Genomic DNA, 23,015 nt, shown 5'->3' with positions numbered 1-23,015 from the left:
TAATTACCTAAACATCAACCAAGCGCATGGACGACTTTTATTCTCGTCCATGCGCTTGGTTTTGATTCCTTTAATTACGGTAAATTTGTTGTAAGTAAGTAGATGGGGAAACCCCTGTAACCTTTTTGAATACACGACTAAAATAGAATGGATTAGAAAATCCTAGGTAATCACTTACTTCTGATACATTTTGATTGTCTTTTTTAAATAATTGGATCGCTTTTTCGATAAGAATCTCATTTTGGTACTGGGTAACACTTTTACCTGTATGGTTCTTAAAAAGGGAAGAAAGATAGGAATAATTCATCCCCATCGCATTTGCGATCTGATCTCCTGTTAGCTTTTGGTCTTCATTTTCGTGTAAAAGCTTCACCATTCGTGCAATTATCCGGTGGGATTTTTTGTTTGCGTTTTCTTGCATTTTATCCATGTATAGTTCTAGAAATATTTGGTGTGCTTCCATGCTGGAAAGAATCGGCCGCATTGGATTGGTCGATTCATACAATTCTAATAATTTAACTAGCTTCGTTTCCATCCATGGAGCATTCGTGACCTTTCCATACTTCGGAAGTGTGAAAATGGCTTGATAGGCCTCTTCGCCGATCAATGAAGTTTGGCGAAAGGGAGTGAATTCGACATTGGGAGCTCCGGTATTTTTATCAGAGAAATGAATATAGTACCATTCAGATCCAGGTAAATATAATTCACGTCCAAAATGATAGATATCTTTTCTAAGAAAAAGATAGGAACCTTTATCCACATAATACTCAATGTCATCCTCTATTACGTGTATTCTTCCTTTTTTAACGTAAATAAAGACATGTAAGTATTCCATAACCCGATCTGGATGCTTAAACACCCCATCAATATCATACATAAAGCCGACCTCGCGAATTAATGGAAGTGTATGTGCTTCAATCTTTACAGGATTTTTCATGCTTTGAATCACCTCTTGAATGGTGGTAAACTTAGTGAATTACACCTACACATCTTAATTATACCGCTAACAATTAAAGTGTTTTATATAGGTAATCTTTTCTACTTAAGATCATAACAAAAAATACAAAAAAAAGATATGTTTTCTTATTTTATGGAATGTACATTTGTAGTAATCGCCTTCATACTAGATAATGTAAAAGTTTTTTGGAGGTGCGATGGTTGTGGAAAAAGTATACTTACTTGAAGGTATGTTTAATGAATCACAATTAAAAGGAAAGGAATATTTATTATATCTAGATGTGGATCGTCTCATTGCTCCTTGTTATGAAGCAGCTGGACAAAAGGCGAAGAAGGAGCGCTACGGAGGCTGGGAGAAAACGCCTATCGCTGGTCATTCCATTGGTCATTGGCTTTCAGCAGCAGCCAATATGTACCATGTAACAGGAGATAAACGATTAAAAGAAAAACTAAACTATGCTCTAGCAGAACTAGCTCATGTTCAATCCTATGATACGGATGGGTATGTGAGTGGGTTTCCTAGAGATTGCTTTGATAAGGTGTTTACTGGTGAATTCGAGGTGGATAATTTTAGTCTTGCTGGCTCGTGGGTACCTTGGTACTCCATACACAAAATCTATGCTGGTTTAATAGAAGCTTATCAGCTTTTAAGCATGGAAAAAGCATTACAAATTGTTACGAGATTAGCTGATTGGGCTTATAATGGATTAATTAATTTGTCAGAGGATCAATTCCAAAAAATGCTAGTTTGTGAACATGGCGGAATGAATGAAGCCTTTGCGGATTTATATGATATGACAAAAAACCCCAATTATCTAGAATTAGCAGAAAGATTTTATCACCAAGCAGTATTGGATCCTCTGGACAATCAACTGGATGAGTTGGAGGGTAAGCATGCCAATACCCAAATTCCAAAGGTAATTGGAGTAGCCAAGCTCTTTAATATAACAGGTAAAGAAAAATATAAAAGGATTGCCACCTTTTTCTGGGAGCAAGTGACCAATTATCGCACTTATGCTATTGGTGGTAACAGTATTCGTGAACATTTTGGTCCAGAGAATGCAGAGGAACTAGGTATTTTAACAACGGAAACTTGTAACACCTATAATATGCTGAAGCTAACAGAGCTCCTATTTGAATGGGAGCATCACTCCAAATACTATGATTTCTTTGAGAAAGCATTATATAATCATATTTTAGCATCGCAAGATCCAGAGTCTGGAATGAAGACCTATTTTGTTTCCTCCGAGCCTGGCCATTTTAAAGTATATAATTCAAGGGATGATTCCTTTTGGTGTTGTACAGGTACTGGGATGGAAAATCCAGCAAGGTATAACCGAGGTATCTTCTCTCACCATGATGATCGCCAATTTTTTATTAATTTATTTATCTCTGCTAGGGCTGTGTACGAAGATAGAGGCTTGATAGTAAGGCAGGAAACAGGATTTCCATACAAAGAGGAGAGTAGTATTTTTTTCGAACAAACACCAGAGGAAGAGTTTGACTTACTAATTCGGATACCATATTGGGTGAAAGACGAAATGACATTTATGGTGAATGGGGAACAGGTAGAAGTAGTGAAGGTAAATGGGTATGCCAAAATAACGCGAATTTGGCAACAGAAGGATTGTCTAACAGTAGTAACACCGCTTTGTTTACATCGATATGTGGCAAAAGATGATGAACAGAAACAAGTTATCATGTATGGTCCTATTGTTTTGGCAGGTGCACTCGGTCGAGAGAATTTTCCTGAGACTGATATTTTAAGTGATCATTTATCATTGAATAATCATCCACTCATAGAAGTACCTGCACTTGTAACAGATCAACAGGACTTAGAAAAATGGATTCAACTGGTTGATCCTGATAAATTAATTTTTACTACAACAGAGGTTGGGCAACCAGGGAATCAGAGTCTAACACTAAAGCCATTTTATGAAATTCATCATGAAAGATATACGATTTATTGGAATATTTTATCAACAGGAGCCTATGAGCATTTTGTAGACAACGAAAAAGATAGAAGACTAAGGGAACAAAGGATTACGATTGATGTTGTTACACCACATGAACAACAACCAGAGGTGGATCATAACATGGAGGCAAGCTTGTCTACCTCTGCTTATAAAAACGTCGTTCATAGCGGTTACCGCGAAGCAAAAGATGGGGGATACTTTAGCTACGAAATGAAGATTGATGCGTCAAAGTCAATGTATCTTGCTGTCACTTATTTCGGAGGTGATGGTAGAGAGCATATGGATGGACGTGTAGTGGAACGTGACTTTACTATTTGGATCGATGAAAACGAATTAACGCGTCAGAAATTAACCAACCAACATCCAGGAGAGTTGTTTACAGAGGTTTACCCAATACCGTTTGCTTGGATGAAAGAAAAAGAAACGATAAGGGTAAAATTTCAATCCTCTAATGGAAAAATAGCTGGCGGGATCTATCGTGTGCGTATTATAAATGAACCAGAAATATAAAAAAATCGGGCATATGCCCGATTTTTTATGTCGAATTAGCTATAGAAAGAAGCACCAACGATAATTAACAAAATGAAAAGTACAACGATCAAAGCAAATCCGCCGCCATAGCCACCGCCGTAGCCGCCGCCATAGCCACTTCCGTATCCGCCACAAGGATATCCACCATAGTAACTCACTTATATCAACCTCCTTCAATATTTTCACTATATAATGTATGTCATTTTCATTAATCGGTTAGGGTAAATGACCATGTTCACGAAAAATGGGCGGATGATTGTATAAGAAATCTTGCATTTTAAAAGGTGATATAATAAAATTACAGATATTCGACAAATTAGTGGAGGTATTCTAATCATGATGATGGCAGTGTTCTTGACAGTTATTCGATAATTACTAATCGAATAGAAGTGATACTAAAAAAGCTCCTAGAAAGGGGTTTAGTTTGTCTTATTCTTTTTTAAGTATCCATTGTCCATGAACTTTATCATCAAATACCGTTCAAGCTTACTAAAGACACAGGGTAAGAACAGCTTATTCCTAGTTTACAAAAAGGTTGTGATGAATCTCAATGATGGTTCATTCACGGCCTTTTTTGTATATCGGACAGAATACCCCTGTAGTTAGCATGGATGTCTTAACGGTATTCATAAATGGGAGGCGTTAGAATGACTCTATATTTTGCGAGCATTTTACCCGGATTAGAATATGTTTTATTAGATGAAATGAATCAAAAGGTGAGTGAAGTGGAAATCATTCAAATAAAAAGAGGCAAGGTATTCTTTACTACAAGTAGTATAGATACATGCCTGCATGCTTTAAGATCTGCAGATAATTTGTTTCAAGTATTGGATCAATTTCAACTAGGACCACATAAGAAACATTTATCTCAGCTAAGTGGACGTATTGCAAGTTTGGATTTGAAAGATATGGACCACCACTCTCTATTTTGGATAAATGCCAGTCGTAAAGGAAAACAAACTTATAGTCGCTATGAGTTAGCGTGGGCCGCTGCAGAAGGTATTCAGAGACATTACCCTAATTGGTCCCTCGGAACGAATCGGGATAATCAGGTCGAATTCAGGGTTGATTTGGAGCATCAGAATCTTATTTTTTCTCTTCGACTTACCGATCCTACATTTCGCTATCGTAACCAGGTGCGTCAGTTCTCTCGTGCCGCACTTCGCCCTACAGTTGCTCATTCAATGGTTTGGTTATCCGATCCAAAATCAACGGATATTTTTGTGGACCCGTGTTGTGGTTCTGGTACTATTTTGTCAGAGCGGACTGCTTACCCTGTCAATCAAATCCATGGTGGGGATATATCTGAGTCAGTGACAAGGATAGCTAAACATAATCTTGAGCACACTAAGGTAAAAATAAATGTTTGGGATGCTAGAGAATTGCCCCTATCAACCAATTTTGTTGATAAAGTCGTCACAAATCTACCATTTGGGAAGCAAATTTCAATCGACGAGGATTTAGGATTGTTCTATAGGTATGTAATGAATGAAATAGCGAGAGTGCTAAAACCAAGGGGCAGGGCAGTTATTTTGTTGGGAAATTTCCAGCAATTACATGTTGAAGTAAATCGTTTAGGAATGGTTTGCTTGGAAGCCTATCCACTTAGCTTGAAGGGTTTGCATCCCACATTGATGGTTTTAGAGAAGCAATAAAAAAAGCAAGGCGAAAAACCGGATTCACATCGAATCCGGTTTAACTAATTCAACAAATGATGCATTGAAAATAAGCTACTGAAGGTATTTTTGAACCAACTTGCAAATACTCTTTATGTAATGATTCCAAGCTTTCTTAATCCATTGAAGATACCTGAATTCTCCACTGTAGTGGTTCGGTATTTAGCGTATTGGAATAATTCCGGGTTTGCATTCCCCATAGCAAAGCTATTTCCGACAAATTGAAGCATTTGTTTATCATTCATCCCATCACCAAAGGCAATGGCTTGATCAGGACTAAGATGAAGCTCCTCTAAAATGCTTTTAATGGCCATGCCTTTATTGACATTTTCTCGAATCACATCATAGCTATGTTCTAAACCTTTAACATTTACTTGGGAGAAGTAAATATTTTCATGATCAAGGTTATAGAGAGCAATCTCATCTGGAGATACGTTCATTATCGTAATCCCTAGAATTTGATTTCGATATTTATCTTGATAAAGTGCCGTATCGCTTAAAGCAAAATAGTCAATAAACTGCCTAACAGCTTTAGTCTCTAGCGATGTTAATAAATTGTGGCTATTAGTATAGAGAATCACCTCATGGTGGTTTTGTTTCGCAATTTTTAAATAATGTTCGATAATAGTCGCAGAAATCGGTTCATCCACTAGTATCTTCTCTTGATATAAGGCATAAGCTCCATTATAGCCTATGAAGGAATGAATACCTAATTCTTCTGCAATTGTATAAATTTCATGTAAAGGTCTACCAGTAGCCAGAAAAACTTCGATTCCTTTTTGCCTTGCGATACTGATGGCTTCCTTTGTAGATGGTTCGATCGTGTGATCTTGTCTTAATATTGTCCCATCAATGTCTAAAAACAATGCTTTATATTGCTTCATTTGATGTCTCCTTTATGATTAAAACGGAAGCTTTGAAAGCTTTTCTCCTGTATTTTCTTCATAACCCTTCATATATTTAATTCTACGTTGTGCAGCAGATTGACTTACTTGTTCATCTGCATGATAGGAGGAGCGAACTAAAGGACCAGCTTCACAATGCTTAAATCCTTTGGAAAGAGCAATTTCTCTAAGTTCTGTAAATTCATCAGGATGATAGTAGCGCTCAACCTTTAAGTGTTTTTTGGTTGGTTGTAGATATTGACCAATGGTCATAATATCAACATTATTAGCACGTAAATCGTCCATTGCTTCCACTATTTCTTCCTTGGTTTCGCCAAGACCTACCATAATACTGGACTTAGTCGGGGTATTTGGTGCGATTTCTTTCACTCGTCTTAATAATTCTAACGAACGGTCATACATCGCAATCGCACGAACACGTTTCGTTAATCTGCGTACTGTTTCAATATTATGATTAAAAATATCGGGAGCACTATCCATTAGTGTATGTAAGCTTTCATAATCACCTTTCATATCAGAAGGTAATATCTCAATTGTGCATCCTGGTACTTTCTCACGAATTTGACGAACTGTTTCGGCAAATACTGCTGCACCACCATCCTTTAAATCATCACGTGCAACTGCAGTAACAACCACGTGTTTTAGTCCCATAATTTCTACTGATTCAGCAACACGTTTCGGTTCGCCCCAATCTAATTCATTGGGAAGACCTGTCTTTACTGCACAAAAACGGCATCCACGTGTACAAGTATCCCCAAGTATCATGAAGGTCGCTGTTTGTCTTTCGCTCCAGCATTCGTGGATATTTGGACATTTAGCTTCCTCACAAACAGTGTTGAGACGTTTATCACGCATTAGATGTTTTAAACGATTATAGGATTTATTCGTATTGATTTTTATCTTTAGCCATTCCGGTTTTCTTAAGTATTCTTCGTTTTTTGCCATTCTACCCATCTCCTATCTAGATAAATTCCATGCGTCGTCTTTATATTTTTGATTCATTACACTATGTATTTCTTCTTCTTGTTCCATTGATAAAGTGAAATTTTCGAAGACTATGTCCAAGCCTTTTTCAAATCCTTGCTTAAATGCTCGTTTTGCTAAATCTATTTTGATCTCCCCAGGTGAAGCTTCTTCTAATGAAACTGCTTTGTCTTTAAATGCATGCATTGCCCTTGCTTTTACCTTTTCACTTGGATATTCAAATAGATCATAGAGCTTGGTGTTATCGACATGGATGGGGATGGAGCCATGCTGTAAAATAACACCCTTTTGTCGAGTTTGAGCACTGCCTGCTGCTTTTTTACCATCGACAATTAATTCATACCACGAAGGTTCCTCAAAGCAAACCGCTGATTGAGTTGTCTGTAGTTTACCTTCTGGAATTGCAAAAGATGCTTCGATATCAAGGTTTCGGAATCCTTCTAATAATCCTTTAGAAATTACTTTATATGCCTCTTTAACGGAAGCAGGCATTTTCGGGTGGCTTTCTGCAACGATCACGCTATAGGTCAGTTCTTGATCATGAAGAACAGCCCTACCACCTGTTAATCGCCGTACTAATTCAATATGATGTTCTGTTAATGCTTTGAAATTAATTTTACCCTTTGTTTTTTGAAAATACCCGACAGATAACCCAGCAGGCTCCCATTCATAGAAACGTAAAACTGGAGGGATTTCTTTATTCCTATGCCACTTTAATAGACATTCGTCTACTGCCATGTTATAGGCGGGGGTATTTTTTTCCGTATCTAGATAATACCAAGTTTCTCCCATACGTAATTGGCGAAAACTACTTCTTATCGCCACTAACCTCCCATACTGTATCCATTGTTGAAACTGTTAAAAATATACTAATTTGCAATCATTATCATGGTACTCCTTCTCATGCTCTCTGTCAAAAATATTATTTTTAGTTTATCCCCATTTGTATTTCATCTATGCTATAGTGAAAAAAGTATTCATTATTACAGCATAGAACGAAGGAGTATTTACATGGATGGTTTCAATGAACAATTTTTAATTTCTGTTTTTATCATTGCGATTGGGTATCTATTAAAGAAGGGGAATATTGTTAAGGAAGAGGATGGGGAAGCGATTGCAAGAGTGGTGTTTAATCTAACCCTTCCATGTCTCATTATTGTTACATTTAGTGATGTAGAATTTTCCAACTCCTTACTTTATTTAATTGTGATTGCTTTTGTTTATGGTCTTGGAATTGGTTTACTTGGACTTATTCTCTTAAAGAGGGATTCTAGATATGATCGTGGTATGTTTGGCATGATGATTCCTGGCTTGAATATTGGGTTATTTGCTTATCCATTAGTCGAGGGCTTGTGGGGCTTCGAGGGATTAAAGTATTTTGGTATGTTTGATGTTGGAAATGCTTTTATAGTATTTGGTATGAGCTATATTATCGCAGGCATGTATGCAGAGAGAGCGAATATGCTTGAAACAAGAACGATTATCTATAAGCTGTTTCAATCCATTCCATTAATGACCTATCTTATCATGTGCTTACTAAGTATCATGAAGATTCAACTGCCAAGCTTTGTCGTGGATGTATCGAGTATTATTTCGATGGCGAACATGCCATTGTCCTTACTATTATTAGGATTGTATTTGAATTTTACGTTTGCGAAAGGATATGGAAAACTAATATTGAAGTTTTTAGCTGTAAGATATGGAATTGGGATTATTACAGGGTTATTATGTTATTACCTTCTTCCCGTTGATGAAATGTTTCGTTTTACATTGCTTATAGGCTTTATTTTACCAACCGCTGTATCTGTCGTCCCATATTCCATTATATTTGGCTATAACCAACGGCTTGTAGGTACAGCCTCTAATCTGACCATGATCATTAGCTTTGTATTAATTTGGGGAATGGTTAATCTAATTATGTAAGGTTTTAAGTATATTCTTATACTAATACAGTTGAAATTCAAAATCTATGGAAAAAGATCGTTTCATTATGATAAAATGGATAACGTTTACAACCTGGATAATAGCGTCTAAGTAGAAGTGGGGGGATGAATATGTTTGACTTATCGGTTTTTGAATGGATTGTTCTAGTTATAGCTGCAATGCTAATTGGTTTTTCCAAAGCAGGAGTATCGAGTATGGGGATCCTTGTAGTCACGCTCTTTATGATACTATTCCCTGCAAAAGAATCTGTTGGAATACTACTACCATTATTAATTGTTGGCGATCTATTTGCCGTTACATATTATCGAAAAAATGTGGTCTGGAAGTATTTGTTCTCTCTAGTTCCATCCGTTCTTGTAGGGGTTTTAATAGGGTATTATGTATTGAGCTATGTAACAAGTGATCAATTAAAGCCAATGATTGGCATTCTAGTTTTAGCATTAATCATACTCCATATAAGTAGAGAACGATTAGGAGAGAAATTTAATCAGATGCTTCCAGAAGCAAAAATTTTCACCATGATGATGGGAGCATTAGCTGGATTTGCGACCATGATTGGAAATGCAGCTGGTGGTGTGATGGCGATTTACTTTTTAGTAAAAGGACTACCAAAGAAGGAATTTGTTGGGACAGGGGCATGGTTCTTTTTATTTGTTAATATGATAAAGGTTCCTTTTTATATTAGCCTTGGTATGATTAATATGGAATCTATCATGTTTAACCTATGGTTAATTCCAATGATTTTAATAGGAGCAGTTATTGGAGTAAAGGTTTTACAACTAATGCCTCAGCGTTTATTTCAGATCCTCGTACTAGTCTTTGCGGGTATTGGTGCCATTCGTTTATTAATAGGTTAATAGATATAGAAAGGACGCTTTATAAACTGTATTTCAACTTAAACACCAGACCAAGTTGCGGTTTATTCACTTTATAAACGGCATTTCAAGCGAAGCAACAGCCAAATTTGCGGTTGATCCGATCTATAAACGGCATTTCAACGGAAGCACTAGGCAAATTTGCCGTTTATTCACTTTATAAACGGCATTTTAAGCGAAGCAACAGCCAAATTTGCCGTTTATTCGCTTTATAAACTGCATTTCAACGGAAGCACTGGGCCAAGTTGCCGTTTATAGTCTTTTTAACCGCACTTCAATTGAGGCAAGAAGCCAAATTACAGTTTATCGAAGCGATGCATTTAGGAAATCAAGCCCCCAGTCCTTTTCTCTTCTCCTCTATAATGGAAGGCTTAATTTGCTTTGTTGGAAAGATTGATTAAGATCCTTGATCAAATCATCGACATTCTCTATACCTACAGATAAACGGAACAAGCGATCCTCGATCCCTCTTTCTTTTCGTTCATGTGGAGGCATTGCTGCATGAGACATGGTAGCAGGATGAGAAAGAATAGATTCCACAGCCCCTAAGCTTACGGCAAAGACTGGTATTTCGAGCTTTCTAACGAATCCCTCTATGTCAACATTTTCTGATAATAAAAAGGATAGGACTGCTCCACCACTTTTGGCTTGGGAATGATGAACGTTAAAACCAGGATGATCCGTAAGACCTGGATAATACACTTTTTCAATCGCATGATGTTCATCCAAAAATTTAGCAATTTCAAGTGCAGATTGGCTTGATTTGGTTAGTCGAGTCTCCAAAGTTTTCATTCCTTGAATTAAGGTATAGGAATCCTGTGCACTTAGAATGGATCCAATTGTATTCTGAATAAATTTTAATTTTGCAGCTAACTCTTCTGTTTTTGCCACAGCTAATCCAGCTACTACGTCACTATGACCAGATAAGAATTTAGTCGCACTATGGAGCACAATGTCTACACCAAGATCTAGTGGATTTTGATACAATGGTGTCATAAATGTATTGTCTAAATAAGTATAGCAATCATTGGCTTTAGCTAACTCCACCACTTTCTTAATGTCAGTGATTTGCAATAAGGGATTTGCTGGTGTTTCCATATAAATAACCTTTGTATTACTTTGAATAGCTTTTTCAATTTCTGCGATGTTTGTCATGTCAACAAAAGTATGGCTAATCGAGAAGCTGGTCAATAGCTGACTGATAAATCGATAGGTACCTCCATAAACGTCTTTTGTCACAACGACATGATCTCCCGCTTCCAATAATAAAAAAGCTGAGGAGATGGCTGCCATGCCTGAAGAAAAGGCATAGCCTGCGTATCCATTCTCTAACTGCGCAATCGTCTTTTCTAAAATTTCTCTGGTTGGGTTACCTGAGCGGCTATAATCGAATGGTCCGAATTCATTTATTTCTTTCTGATGATAAGTAGATGATAAATAAATCGGAGGATTTACGGCACCTGTCACCTTTTCGTTAAATCCTTGTTGTAGCCCTGCATGAATAAGCTTTGTATCAAATTGGTTAGACATGAAGTAATTCCTCCTTGCTCTTTAGTAGAGCTTGATCTAGATCTTCTTTTAAATCTTCTATATGCTCAATACCGACAGAGAAACGTAACAGCCTTTCACAAATACCACGTTTTTCACGTTCTTCTAAAGGGATATCTGCATGCGTTTGTGTTGTTGGATAAGTGATAAAGCTCTCCACCCCACCTAAGCTTTCCGCAAAAGAAATGACTTTTAAATGGGATAAGAAGGGGCCAACCATTTGTTTCTCCTTAATCCGGAAACTAACCATTGCACCTTTACCGGGATACAGAATGTCTGTTACTAAAGGGTGCTCCTTGAAAAACTGTTCAAGTGCTCTAGCATTTTCCTGTTGCTTCTCAAGGCGAAGACTTAACGTTTTCATGCCTCGAATAAGTAACATACAATCAAATGGTGACAATACAGCTCCTATGGCATTGTGTAGATGGGTTAGTTTTTCTGCTAACGGTTGATCCTTCACAGCAACTAGTCCAGCAAGAACATCATTATGTCCACCTAAATATTTCGTTGCAGAATGGACGACAATATCTGCTCCTAGTGTAAGTGGCTTTTGGAGATATGGTGTGAAAAAGGTGTTATCTACGATTAAAAGCAGCTGGTGTTCTTTAGCGATCTGGGCAACTTTATGAATATCTAACTCGATTAACAGTGGATTTGTTGGCGTCTCAATAAATATTGCCTTTGTTTTCGATGTGATTTGTTCTGCAATTTCTTCTGGTTTCACATAGAGAAAATCGACCGCATATGCTTCACTATAGTGACTAAATAATCGGTATGTTCCACCATAAACATCCTCTGTCACGATGATTTGATCTCCTTTTTCAAATATGGCAAGCACTAATTGAATCGCAGCCATACCGGATGAACAAGCAAATCCCTTAGTGCCTTTTTCAAGGTCGCTTATGGCCCTTTCTACAATATCTCTGGTTGGATTACGCGTTCGCGTATAATCAAAACCGGTAGAATTGCCAATTGTTTCATGCTGGTAGGCTGTCGATAAATAAATAGGTGGCTCGACGGCACCTGTCTTTGGATCAGATTTATTCCCAATTTGAGCTAATGATGTTTCGATATGCTTCATTTCGATCATTCCTCCTACGATATGCTATAAAACGAAAAGGGACTTTCTCCCGATAAGAAGAAAGTCCCCACATTTATACATACTTCTTATCTTCGGTAATTACCTTCTGGATTTAGCACCATGCATAAAATGCTGGTTGCTGAGGCATCATCGGGCCAGTCCCTAAACCTCTCTTGATAAGCTTAAAATATTTAGTTGTTAAAAAGTTTTGGAAATACTATACAATATATCATACAATCACCAGTAAAAAAATACAAGAAAAAATTTAAAAAAATTAAACCTAGTAAAACCATTGGTTATAAAGGATTTTTAGTGGATTGCAGTAGCAATCCAAGGAATTGACCTATTGACATTAATTGTATTTACCATTATATTCAATACAAATCATTTAATAACTTAAAACATTATATGCTTTCTTATCCAGAGAGATGGAGGGACTGGCCCGATGAAATCTCAGCAACAGGCATTTGAGGCACTGTGCTAATTCCAGCAAGACAACCTTGGCAGATAAGAAGAAGTATTTAACTTCTACTTTTAGACCAAGTAGAAGTTTTTTGTTTTTTTGAAAGAAAATAGGATCTCGCTAATAAATCTGGACGCGAGGGTAAGAAAATTAGCGGCAACCCTATACGACATTTTGATGAAGCATTATGTTGATATGGAGAGAAAAGCATTCACGCCCGGAGATTCACTTGAAATAAAAATGCAGGTTTCATTTCTAAGAAGATAAAAATAGAGGAAGTAGGATGAAAAATGTTAGTCATTTTAGCTTTTTTTGCCGCATGTTTATTTGCTTTTAATATCGGCGCTAGTGGCTCTGCCGCTAGTATGGGAGTCGTATATGGAAGTAAGGTAATAAAACATAAAAAAGTGGCATTATTTCTAGCTGGTTCAGGAGCCATAGTTGGTGCTCTTTGGGGAGGAAAGCATGTTACTCATACACTAGGAAAGGGAATTATTCCAGAGGAAATCATGGATGTTCGCATCGCTACAATTATACTGGCCGTTTCTGCGTGTACTTTATTTGTTACGAATTATATTGGTATTCCACTTTCTACTAGTGAGGTAACCGTTGGTGCTATTGTCGGAATTGGTTTGTCTTTTCAGCAAATATATGCCGTTTCTATATTAGAAATCGTCGGTTTATGGCTTCTTATCCCAATTTTAGCTTTTTTTGTGACATATACGCTTGAAAAAGTAAGAATGAAATACCGAGACAAGATAAAGGTCTCATTTTCTAGTAAAATATTAGCAGGACTGTTAATTATAACAGGTATTTTTGAGGCAATAGCCGCTGGTATGAATAATGTGGCGAATGCGTTAGGACCATTGGTGGGAGCAAATTTAGTAACAATGGAGATTGGTTTACCTGTCTTAGCGTTAGTGGTAGCGCTTGGTAGCATCTTATTTGGGGGAAAAGTGTTAGATACCAATGCCAAAAAGATCACAAATCTATCACTGGCAAACGGAATTGTTGTTTCAAGCACAACAGGGATATTAGTTATTGCTGCCTCCTTTTTAGGAGTTCCTATCCCAATGACCCAGGTAACGACGACGGCAATTGTTGGAATCAGTGCTACGAAAAGCTGGCAAAATGTTTGGAAGGAAAAAATCATCCATCGTATTGCAAAGGTTTGGATTTCTTCACCAATCATTTCATTAGTGATTTCCTATAGTTTAACCGAAATCATTATTCGTCATTCTTACTATACTGTAATCTTATTATTCTTAACGATACTTATTACAATCGTGTTAATGAAATATCAAGTAAAGTCAGAAACAAAGCAACAAGAACATCAATTAAGAAGGGAATGGGAAGAGATTGGGTAAAGTATATTTAGTAGGGGCAGGACCAGGCGACAAGGAACTAATTACGTTAAAAGGAATTAGAGCGATTGAAGAAGCAGACGTTATTTTATATGATCGTTTAATTAATCAAGAATTATTAAACTATGCAAGAAGTGAGGCAGAATTAATTTTTTGTGGGAAGGAACCGAAATTGCATGGTGTTATTCAGGACGAGATAAATCGTTTACTCGTTCAATATGGAACAGAGGGAAAAGTCATCACGAGATTAAAAGGTGGCGATCCGTTTATTTTTGGTAGAGGCGGGGAAGAAGCACTTGTTTTAGAAAAAGCTAATATTCCTTTTGAAGTAGTACCTGGTATCACATCAGGTATAAGTGCACCTGCATATGCTGGAATTCCATTAACCCATCGTGGGCTCAGTGGTTCCGTAAGCTTTATTAATGGGTCCAATCCTGAATCAAGATCATTAAAGGAATGGCAGCATATAGCTAATGGAACAGAAACTCTTTGCTTTTACATGGGTGTGAGGAATTTTCCTAAAACTGCTGAATACCTTATCCAAGCAGGTTTAGAAAAGACAACACCTGTAGCAATCATTCACTGGGGAACGACTAATAAACAAAAAACGATTGTAGGTACACTCGAAACAATCACGGATCGATTAGATGAGATCACGAATCCGTCAATGATTGTTATAGGTCAAGTTGTCTTATTGCATGATCAACTACAATGGTTTAATAAGCAAGCATTAGAAAATGCTGGAGCTTCATCATTATAAGTAATAAAACCTTGATTCATTACGATGAATCAAGGTTTAGTATATTTAATCGACATCTTTCTCTCGTGCTTTTTGCATTTGTTCTTGTTCTTGCTCCCAACCCCATTCAGGATTAATTTGATTAATTAATTGATCTATCTCTTCTTGTGACAAGTCTTTCTTTCCATTGGAGTTGTTAATATAGGATTTTAGCTCCCATTCACCACCTTTTTTATTATCTAATTCCTTCCATTTTACCGTAAATATATAATCATTGCTATGAATATCGGCATGTATAAGTAGTATATCTTTATGAAGTATTAGCTTCGACAATCTCATGTTATACCTCCTTTTCTTAAGGAAAATTCACAACATTGCTAGTATTCGAAGGAGACGAAGAAAATAAGCTTCCAATTATAAGGACTAAAAATAAACGATATTTTAGTCTTTGAATATTTCATATTCATTATACCATAAATGTAAGGGTTTTCTTTAAGTGTTACCTAAATCCTTTCGTTCAAACCTGGTACATTTTGAAAGCTTTTTGAATATAAAGAAAGTAGGTAAGGGGTGAAAGAATTGGCGGTAGTGAAAGCAACGGAAGAAGATGTGAGATTACTAGCTAGACTCATGCGAGCTGAAGCAGAAGGTGATGGCAAATTAGGTATGCTTATGGTAGGTAATACGGGAGTAAATCGGGTAAGAGCAAGATGTCTTGATTTTACGGATATTAATACCATTAGAAGGATGGTATTTCAAAGTCCAGGAGGCTTTGAGGCCACACAAAAAGGCTACTTTTATCAACGAGCTAGAGAGCAAGATATAGAGCTTGCAAGAAGGGTTATTAATGGGAAAAGATATCATCCTGCAAGCTATGCATTATGGTTCTTCATGCCAGGAGGTAGCTGTCCTGCACAGTGGTTTGGACAATGGAATTCAGGTAGGTTTAAAAGTCATTGTTTTTATACACCACTTAGTTCTGAGTGTCCGGAAGTTTATGGCACATTTTAAAAGCAGAAGAATTAAGATTCCTCTGCTTCTTCTAATTGGACATTTGGGAAGAAGAGAATAATTAGGAAGGCTAAGATTCCTATGATAAAAAGACCGTTAAACACATGATCTAACCCGAAGCTAAGCCCATTTTGAATCTTCTCTAACATCTCTGTATCCATTGATTTTCTTCTATTTTCATCAAGTAAAAGGTCTATATTACTAACATCTAAGGACTTGCTTTCTGTTCCTATAAATGCTCGCATTTGTAGATTTAAAATCCCTCCTAATAATGCAGCTCCAACCGCACTTCCTACAATTCGCATAAACATGTTAAGAGAAGTGGCAACTCCACGTACATTCCAATTTACATGATTTTGGATGGATACAATAAAGGTTGTACTTGAAAGGCCCATTCCTACTCCTACGATAAATGAACTGATCCCAGCATAAATGGGGCCTTTTTCAGCAGTTAAGCAGAAAAACATAAATGTTCCAATTAAAAGTGCGCAACCACCAAGTAAAGCTGTTTTACGAAAACCAATTTTTAAAACTAAGTGACCTGCGATGGTCGAAGATATCGGCCACCCAATGGATAGAGTACTTAATGTAAAGCCAGCGATAATGGCGGATTCCCCCATAACACCCTGTACATAGGTGGGTAAGAAGCTAGATAATCCGAGAATTATCATACCTGAAAAAAATGTAGCCAGATTAGCGATGAGAATAAGCTTATTTCTCCATAGAAATAATGGCATGATAGGAGACGGTGCTTTCCCCTCTTGAAAAATAAAAACAATCATAAAAATAATAAATAAGGAAAATAAAGAAATGGTTTCCCAATCAAGCCATGCCCATACCGTTCCTGCTTGAACGAAAACGATAATTAAAGAAGAGATGCCAATCAGGAATAATCCTGCTCCATTGTAATCAATTGCCTTCTTCTCTTTATTCACTTGTTCATGGAAATATCGAATGACACCTAGAAGGCCAATAATACCAAGTGGAATATTCATCCAGAAAATCCAAGACCATTCTACGAATTGGACAATAATCCCACCTAATAATGGACCAATAACAGAAGAGATCCCCCAAACACTTGCAAGGTACCCTTGAACCTTTGCTCTTTCTTTAACAGTATACATATCTCCAACAATTGTTGTTACAATTGGCTGAATAGCCCCTGCTCCAACACCTTGGAGTAAACGAAATATGACAAGCATTGTCATTGTTGTTGCAAATCCACATAACAATGATCCGATTAAGAAAATACTTACACCGATGATAAAAATCGGTTTTCTTCCAAATAAATCAGCTAATTTTCCGAAGATCATCGTCGTAATAGCTTGCATCAACAAAAATCCAGAGAAAACCCAGCTATATAATCGAAAGCCACCCAAATCAGCGACTATATTAGGCATTGCAGTTGCTACTATGGTCCCTTCAATGGCTGCCATGAACATCGAGAGGACTAGTGCTATTAGAACTAATGTCCGATTGGTTTTTTTCTGCATCGATTCTTCCATCCCTTCTTGTCTAAATGCTATTGTAGCAAATAAATCAAGACTTGAGCAGTAGAAAGATGATATCTTTTTTAAAGATATGGTAAAATAAAGTAAACGATTGCAAAAAGGAGGAAGGTCGAATTGAAACAACATGTGGATAGATTATTAAAGCATTTTATAGAAAATGGACCAAGTGGTGTCGCACTTTCGGTTAGACGAAATCAACACACCCTATATGAGAATTATTTAGGTTATTCGGACATTGAGAAAAAAGTTCAAATCTCTGCGGATACGATTTATCGCATTTATTCTATGTCAAAGCTAGTTACATGTGTTGCCGCATTACAGTTATATGAACAAGGAAGGTATCTATTAAATGATCCCGTTTCAAATTATCTACCAGAATTTGCGGAGATGAAGGTCTATAAATCTGGACAAGAAGAGAATATCCAGGTGGAAGCCGCACAAAATCCAATTCTTGTTAAGGATTTATTTAAGATGACTTCAGGCATTTGCTACGGGGGCAGTGGTTCCGAAGTAGAAAAGCTAACAAGCAAAGTAATGGCTACTGCTCACAAGCTAGAGAAAAAAGAAGGTTCTTCCAACTTACGAGAATTTGTGAAGCAATTGGCAAAACTTCCTCTAGAATTTGAACCAGGCTCACACTGGAAATATGGTTTAAGCCATGATGTATTAGGCGCATTAATAGAAGTGATATCTGGTAAATCTTTCGGAGAATATCTTTATACAAACATCTTCGAACCATTAGGAATGAAAGATACCTTTTTTCAAATTCCAAAGGAAAAAAAGCATCGCTTAGCTACTTTATATGATAGATTAGAAGATGGGACGCTTGTGCCGAATAACGCATTAGACCGTGACTCAGAACCAATTGCAGTCTTTGAAAGTGGTGGTGCTGGATTACATTCCACCTTAAATGATTACCAACGGTTTGCCCATTGTTTAGCAACTGGTGGTACAGCGAATGGAATACATATACTCAGTCAAAATACAATTCAGTTACTTGCGCAAAATCATTTGCTCGATTCACAGCTACCGGACCTTGGTTGGAATTATGAAAATGGCTATGGATATGGTTTAGGAGTTCGGGTGATGATGGATCAAGTTATTGGTGGAAGTAATAGTAGTTTAGGAGAGTTTGGCTGGTCCGGTTTAGCAGGGACCTATGTCTTTATCGATCCGAAGAAAAAATTATCCGCTGTTTACATGCAACAAATGCTTCCTAACCTTGAGTTTTATCATCAACCTAGAATTCGAAATGTGATCTATGGAGCTATTCATTAGGAGGGATAGAAATGGCACTAATCCAATGTAATTTTTTCTCAGAGGTTTTATCTGTAAGTACCTCCATCACCGTTATATTGCCACAGGAAACATCTAATCAGATTGGAATGAACAATAAACGAAACCATGAAAAAATCCCAACACTTTATTTGCTTCATGGCTTTAGTGATGATCATACAATTTGGACAAGACGTACTTCCATTGAGCGATATGCTGCCGAATATGGATTGGCAGTTGTAATGCCACAAGTGGACCATAGTTTTTATGCCGATATGGTTTATGGTAAAAAATATTGGACATTTATTTCGGAAGAGCTTCCGAGAGTGGTGCGTTCCTTTTTTCCTCTATCGGATAGAAGAGAAGATAACTTTGTAGCCGGATTATCAATGGGAGGCTATGGTGCCTTTAAATGGGCCTTGAGAAAGCCAGGAATGTTCTCTGCTGCTGCAAGTCTCTCTGGTGTCCTTGATATTGTTGAACATACAAATCGTGTACAGGGTGAGAATAATCCTATACGTCATGCATTAGATTGTGTATTCGGAGAAAAGGACATCAAAAATACGGAAGAGGATTTATTTTATCTGCTGGAAAAAAGGCTTAAGGAAGATCAAGCATTACCAGCTTTGTTTCAAGCCTGCGGAACAGAAGATTTCCTGTTTGATGAAAATAAACGATTTTTCGATTTCACCAATGCTAAAGGGGTAGGAATTACGCACACTTTTACAACAGGCAATCACGAATGGGACTATTGGGATAGTAAAATACAAGAAGTTCTAGCATGGCTTCCAATTCAAAAATAGAGAGGGGAACCCCCTCTCTTTCTACATTTGATTGACAATATCTGCTACTAGTTCATAAGAATATAGGCGTTCATTATGATCATAAATTTGACTATTAATAATTACTTCATCTGCATTTGTTTCATCGACGAATGCTTGTAATTTATTTTTAACTGTTTGTTTATCTCCAACGATGGTTGTTTTACTATTCACTGATTTCTCCACAGAAGCCTTTTCATAAACATTCCATGCTTGATCAATATCATCAATAGGTGGCATCAATTCAGAAGGTGCGCCACGAACTAGACTTAAGAATTGCTGTTGCTGAGAGGTAGCTAACCATTTAGCTTTCTCAACAGTATCTGCTGCAATAATATTGACTCCAACCATCGCACGTGGCTTTTCAAGCTGCTCTGAAGGCTTAAATCGATCACGATAAATCTTTAAAGCAGGAAAAGTGTAGTCTGGTGAGAAATGACTCGCAAATGCAAAAGGAAGTCCTTTCTCTGCTGCAAGTCGAGCACTGAAATCGCTCGATCCAAGTAGCCATAGTGGAATATTTGCGCCTTTGCCTGGAACTGCTGTTACATTTGCAGTGCCTTTAAAATAAGCTTCTAGCTCTTCTACTTGTTGAGGGAAATCCTCTGCACTACTATTCAATGTTCTTCTAAGAGCGTAGGCAGTTGCTTGATCACTACCAGGTGCTCTTCCAAGACCTAGATCAATTCGATTAGGATAGAGAGCATCGAGTGTTCCGAACTGTTCTGCGATGACTAAAGGGGCATGGTTTGGTAGCATAATTCCACCTGCACCGACTTTGATTTTCTTCGTATGACTTGCTACATGGCTAATAACTAGTGATGTAGCAGAGCTTGCGATTCCTGGCATATTATGGTGCTCTGCAAGCCAATAGCGGTGATATCCCCATTTTTCCGAATGCTGAGCTAAATCAGCACTATTTTGAAAGGACAAGCTTGGGGTATGACCATAAAGCACTGGTGCCAAATCTAATACAGAAAATTGAACATTGGTAAAGGATTGAGACATAAGATCACTCCTATTTATCATATTGGACTACCTTTTCCTAGGGAAGGTCTCTACTTTTGTTACTCAATGTAAAAAATGATACGCTTATCTTCAAGGTTCGTCTAATATTATGCTTAACGGGAGATGAAATCATGCAATTAAAGAGAGTATATGAAGACGCAGAGAAAAAAGATAATTTTCGTGTATTAGTCGATCGAATCTGGCCAAGAGGGGTTTCTAAGCAAGAAGCGAAACTAGATTTATGGTTGAAGGAAATCGGGCCATCGAAAGAACTACGCAAATGGTTTGGGCATGATCCAGACAAGTTTGATGAATTTCGCCAAAAATACTTAAAAGAATTAGAGGAAGATACAGAAAAAAAAGAGGCTTTTGATCACTTAATACAATGCTATGAAGAACAGAACGGAGAAATCACACTCGTTTTTGCTACAAAAGAATTAAAATATAATCATGTTGTTATTATCAAGGAAAAGCTTATAAATGAACGGAAATAGTTAAAACGAAGGGGGAACTTTAACCCTTCGTTTTTTTAATACCACAGAAGGGGTGTAAGTGAAATGTTTTAATCCATAGTTAACGGGTAGATTTGTTATAAGGTTAATTTGACTAAGGAGTGGATCGAATGAAAGCCGGAGATGCTGTAGTTGATATATTAAAAGATTGGAATATTGATCATGTTTATGGTTATCCAGGGGACTCTGTTAATAACCTAGTAGAGGCATTAAGGAAAGCAAAGGAACAAATAAAATTTATTCAAGTTCGTCATGAAGAAACTGCTTCTTTAGCAGCAGCTGCAGAAGCAAAAATAACGGGTAGAGTGGGGGTCTGTTTATCTATTGGAGGGCCTGGTGCTATTCATCTATTAAATGGCATGTATGACGCAAAAGAAGACGCAGCCCCGTTGGTTGTGATTACTGGACAGGTCTCACACCAGCTTTTAGGAACAAATAACTTTCAAGAAGTAAACTTGGAAAGAATGTTTGACGATGTAGCTATATTTAACCGACGAGTTACATCTGGTGAACAAATACAACCATTATTAAAACAAGCTTTTAAAGAAGCATATGAACAAAAGGGTGTAGCCGTATTAAATGTCCCAGATAATATCTTTAAAGAGACGGTGAATAAAGTGGAGCTTCGCTCATCAAAAGTAGCCGAATATCATCTTTTTCCTAATAAAGAAAGTGTGAAACAAGCTGTTTCATTAATACAGCGTTCAAAAAAGCCTGTAATTTTAGCTGGAAAAGGAGCGATGGATGCACGAGAGGAATTAATAGAGTTCGCAAAGAAAATTGCAGCCCCGGTTGTTGTTTCACTAAGAGGAAAAGGAGTGATACCAGATCAACATCCATTGAATCTAGGAAATTTGGGACAGATAGGGACAAAACCTGCATATGAAGCAATGGAAGAGACTGACTTACTGCTACTTATAGGGACTTCCTTTCCATACCGAGAATTTCTACCGAAAAAGGTACCTGCTATTCAGTTAGATATTAACCCTGAAAAAATAGGAAAATGGTATCCTGCAGAAATAGGTTTAATAGGTTCAGCAAAAGAGATACTAAGTAGATTTAATCAACAGCTGTTTCATCGTAAAGATCGAAAATTCTTAGAAGCATGTCAGGAGAATATGGTCAATTGGTGGAAGCACATGGATCATCTTGTCGAGGTGGAGGAAGGTAAAAAACTAGAGGGACCACAGGTTATTCACAAGCTCCAAGAATATACAGAAAATGATGCGATACTATCTGTCGATGTTGGAAATGTCACCACATGGATGGCGAGATTTTTTCGAATGCAGAATCAACAATTTGTCATTTCGAGTTGGTTAGCAACAATGGGCTGTGGCTTACCTGGAGCGATCGCAGCAAAATTAACCCACCCAGATAAACAGGTTATTGCAATTTGTGGTGATGGTGGTTTTTCTATGGGTATGCAGGATTTTCTGACATCGGTAAAATACAACCTACCTATTACTGTTATTGTCTTGAATAATGAAAAAATTGCGATGATTGAGTATGAACAAGAGGAAATCGGCAATATCCCATATCAAACTGATTTACAAAATTTCCAATACGCTAAATTTGCAGATATATGTGGCGGGAAAGGTTTCATGGCTCAAACAATAGAAGAACTATCAGATGCTTTACATGCCTCTAAAAATAGTGAACGTCCTACATTGATTGAGGTAATGATTGAAGATCGTGCACCATTACCAGGGAAAATTGAATGGAATCAAGCCATTCAATATTCTAAACATTTATGGAAAAGGTTGATAGAGCGTGAAGGGGATTTTGAGATGCCATCCTTAAAAACAGTGCTAAAACGGCTATTGTAAGGAGCAAA

The 23,015-nt window shown here is 37.2% G+C and carries 21 protein-coding genes and 2 riboswitches; of the genes, 11 read left to right on the top strand and 10 right to left on the bottom strand.

What is annotated here, in order from left to right; translation table 11 throughout:
* Nucleotides 1–70: 70 nt before the first annotated feature.
* Nucleotides 71–937: a helix-turn-helix domain-containing protein gene (locus ACZ5R4_RS05895; RefSeq protein WP_109984910.1), complete on the bottom strand. Its 867-nt coding sequence runs from the start codon at nt 935–937 to the stop codon at nt 71–73.
* A gap of 217 nt (nt 938–1,154) precedes the next feature.
* Here ACZ5R4_RS05895 and ACZ5R4_RS05890 point away from each other — a divergent pair, with 217 nt between their 5' ends.
* A complete protein-coding gene (locus ACZ5R4_RS05890) occupies nt 1,155–3,443 on the top strand; it encodes a beta-L-arabinofuranosidase domain-containing protein (protein WP_347836406.1) in 2,289 nt (762 codons plus the stop codon).
* Between the two features lie 35 nt (nt 3,444–3,478).
* On the opposite strand, the gene ACZ5R4_RS05885 is transcribed toward ACZ5R4_RS05890, so the two are convergent.
* Nucleotides 3,479–3,622: a YjcZ family sporulation protein gene (locus ACZ5R4_RS05885; protein ID WP_109984909.1), complete on the bottom strand. Its 144-nt coding sequence runs from the start codon at nt 3,620–3,622 to the stop codon at nt 3,479–3,481.
* Between the two features lie 489 nt (nt 3,623–4,111).
* Between ACZ5R4_RS05885 and ACZ5R4_RS05880 the strand changes: the two genes are divergently transcribed.
* Nucleotides 4,112–5,119, top strand: a complete 1,008-nt coding sequence (locus ACZ5R4_RS05880) for a methyltransferase domain-containing protein (protein ID WP_464368188.1) — start codon at nt 4,112–4,114, stop codon at nt 5,117–5,119.
* Between the two features lie 113 nt (nt 5,120–5,232).
* Here the strand turns inward: ACZ5R4_RS05880 and ACZ5R4_RS05875 are convergent, their stop codons facing one another.
* From ACZ5R4_RS05875 to ACZ5R4_RS05865, 3 genes are read right to left on the bottom strand one after another with little or no spacing between them, the layout of a single operon-like run.
* Nucleotides 5,233–6,024: an HAD family hydrolase gene (locus ACZ5R4_RS05875; RefSeq protein WP_464368187.1), complete on the bottom strand. Its 792-nt coding sequence runs from the start codon at nt 6,022–6,024 to the stop codon at nt 5,233–5,235.
* A gap of 18 nt (nt 6,025–6,042) precedes the next feature.
* The gene (lipA, locus tag ACZ5R4_RS05870; protein ID WP_277678378.1) at nt 6,043–6,990 is read right to left on the bottom strand and encodes a lipoyl synthase; all 948 of its coding nucleotides are present in this window, start codon (nt 6,988–6,990) and stop codon (nt 6,043–6,045) included.
* Between the two features lie 12 nt (nt 6,991–7,002).
* Complete coding sequence (locus tag ACZ5R4_RS05865) at nt 7,003–7,821, bottom strand: lipoate--protein ligase family protein (protein ID WP_464368472.1); 819 nt, start codon at nt 7,819–7,821, stop codon at nt 7,003–7,005.
* Nucleotides 7,822–8,040: 219 nt separating this feature from the next.
* On the opposite strand from ACZ5R4_RS05865, the gene ACZ5R4_RS05860 reads away from it, so the two are divergent.
* Both ACZ5R4_RS05860 and ACZ5R4_RS05855 read left to right on the top strand, forming a co-directional pair.
* On the top strand, nt 8,041–8,952 hold the full coding sequence (locus ACZ5R4_RS05860) for an AEC family transporter (protein WP_109984906.1): 912 nt from the start codon (nt 8,041–8,043) through the stop codon (nt 8,950–8,952).
* Nucleotides 8,953–9,083: 131 nt separating this feature from the next.
* Nucleotides 9,084–9,830 carry a sulfite exporter TauE/SafE family protein gene (locus ACZ5R4_RS05855; RefSeq protein ID WP_109984905.1) on the top strand — a complete coding sequence of 249 codons (747 nt, stop codon included), beginning with the start codon at nt 9,084–9,086 and terminating at the stop codon, nt 9,828–9,830.
* A 375-nt stretch (nt 9,831–10,205) separates the two neighbouring features.
* On the opposite strand, the gene ACZ5R4_RS05850 is transcribed toward ACZ5R4_RS05855, so the two are convergent.
* Nucleotides 10,206–11,378, bottom strand: coding sequence for an aminotransferase class I/II-fold pyridoxal phosphate-dependent enzyme (locus ACZ5R4_RS05850; RefSeq protein ID WP_277678381.1), 1,173 nt, complete (start codon nt 11,376–11,378; stop codon nt 10,206–10,208).
* Nucleotides 11,371–12,477 carry a methionine biosynthesis PLP-dependent protein gene (locus ACZ5R4_RS05845; protein ID WP_109984903.1) on the bottom strand — a complete coding sequence of 369 codons (1,107 nt, stop codon included), beginning with the start codon at nt 12,475–12,477 and terminating at the stop codon, nt 11,371–11,373. Before ACZ5R4_RS05845 ends, ACZ5R4_RS05850 begins: the two co-directional genes overlap by 8 nt.
* A gap of 83 nt (nt 12,478–12,560) precedes the next feature.
* Nucleotides 12,561–12,660: riboswitch (SAM riboswitch) on the bottom strand.
* 230 nt (nt 12,661–12,890) lie between these two features.
* A riboswitch (SAM riboswitch) is annotated at nt 12,891–12,991 on the top strand.
* Between the two features lie 239 nt (nt 12,992–13,230).
* Here ACZ5R4_RS05845 and ACZ5R4_RS05840 point away from each other — a divergent pair.
* Together ACZ5R4_RS05840 and cobA are read left to right on the top strand one after the other, a co-directional pair.
* A complete protein-coding gene (locus ACZ5R4_RS05840) occupies nt 13,231–14,307 on the top strand; it encodes an inorganic phosphate transporter (protein WP_109984902.1) in 1,077 nt (358 codons plus the stop codon).
* Nucleotides 14,300–15,064 (top strand): uroporphyrinogen-III C-methyltransferase, encoded by a 765-nt coding sequence (cobA, locus tag ACZ5R4_RS05835; RefSeq protein WP_109984901.1) that lies wholly within the window; start codon nt 14,300–14,302, stop codon nt 15,062–15,064. Before ACZ5R4_RS05840 ends, cobA begins: the two co-directional genes overlap by 8 nt.
* A gap of 45 nt (nt 15,065–15,109) precedes the next feature.
* Here the strand turns inward: cobA and ACZ5R4_RS05830 are convergent, their stop codons facing one another.
* Nucleotides 15,110–15,382: a hypothetical protein gene (locus ACZ5R4_RS05830; protein WP_054787460.1), complete on the bottom strand. Its 273-nt coding sequence runs from the start codon at nt 15,380–15,382 to the stop codon at nt 15,110–15,112.
* A 240-nt stretch (nt 15,383–15,622) separates the two neighbouring features.
* Between ACZ5R4_RS05830 and ACZ5R4_RS05825 the strand changes: the two genes are divergently transcribed.
* Nucleotides 15,623–16,054: a cell wall hydrolase gene (locus tag ACZ5R4_RS05825; RefSeq protein WP_054787461.1), complete on the top strand. Its 432-nt coding sequence runs from the start codon at nt 15,623–15,625 to the stop codon at nt 16,052–16,054.
* Nucleotides 16,055–16,065: 11 nt separating this feature from the next.
* Here ACZ5R4_RS05825 and ACZ5R4_RS05820 read toward each other — a convergent pair whose 3' ends face one another.
* Nucleotides 16,066–17,547, bottom strand: coding sequence for an MDR family MFS transporter (locus tag ACZ5R4_RS05820; protein ID WP_245902344.1), 1,482 nt, complete (start codon nt 17,545–17,547; stop codon nt 16,066–16,068).
* Between the two features lie 132 nt (nt 17,548–17,679).
* On the opposite strand from ACZ5R4_RS05820, the gene ACZ5R4_RS05815 reads away from it, so the two are divergent.
* Nucleotides 17,680–18,843, top strand: a complete 1,164-nt coding sequence (locus ACZ5R4_RS05815; RefSeq protein ID WP_277678385.1) for a serine hydrolase domain-containing protein — start codon at nt 17,680–17,682, stop codon at nt 18,841–18,843.
* A gap of 11 nt (nt 18,844–18,854) precedes the next feature.
* Nucleotides 18,855–19,643: an alpha/beta hydrolase gene (locus ACZ5R4_RS05810; protein ID WP_109984898.1), complete on the top strand. Its 789-nt coding sequence runs from the start codon at nt 18,855–18,857 to the stop codon at nt 19,641–19,643.
* 21 nt (nt 19,644–19,664) lie between these two features.
* On the opposite strand, the gene ACZ5R4_RS05805 is transcribed toward ACZ5R4_RS05810, so the two are convergent.
* Complete coding sequence (locus tag ACZ5R4_RS05805; protein WP_464368186.1) at nt 19,665–20,669, bottom strand: LLM class flavin-dependent oxidoreductase; 1,005 nt, start codon at nt 20,667–20,669, stop codon at nt 19,665–19,667.
* Nucleotides 20,670–20,800: 131 nt separating this feature from the next.
* Between ACZ5R4_RS05805 and ACZ5R4_RS05800 the strand changes: the two genes are divergently transcribed.
* Nucleotides 20,801–21,163, top strand: a complete 363-nt coding sequence (locus tag ACZ5R4_RS05800) for a DUF488 domain-containing protein (RefSeq protein WP_464368185.1) — start codon at nt 20,801–20,803, stop codon at nt 21,161–21,163.
* Between the two features lie 119 nt (nt 21,164–21,282).
* A complete protein-coding gene (locus ACZ5R4_RS05795) occupies nt 21,283–23,007 on the top strand; it encodes a pyruvate oxidase (protein WP_109984895.1) in 1,725 nt (574 codons plus the stop codon).
* The last annotated feature ends 8 nt before the right edge of the window (nt 23,008–23,015 follow it).

The sequence above is a fragment of the Gracilibacillus sp. JCM 18860 genome (assembly GCF_055395245.1).
Note: the sequence above shows the minus strand (reverse complement) of the source record. Positions and strands in the feature narration are given on the sequence as shown.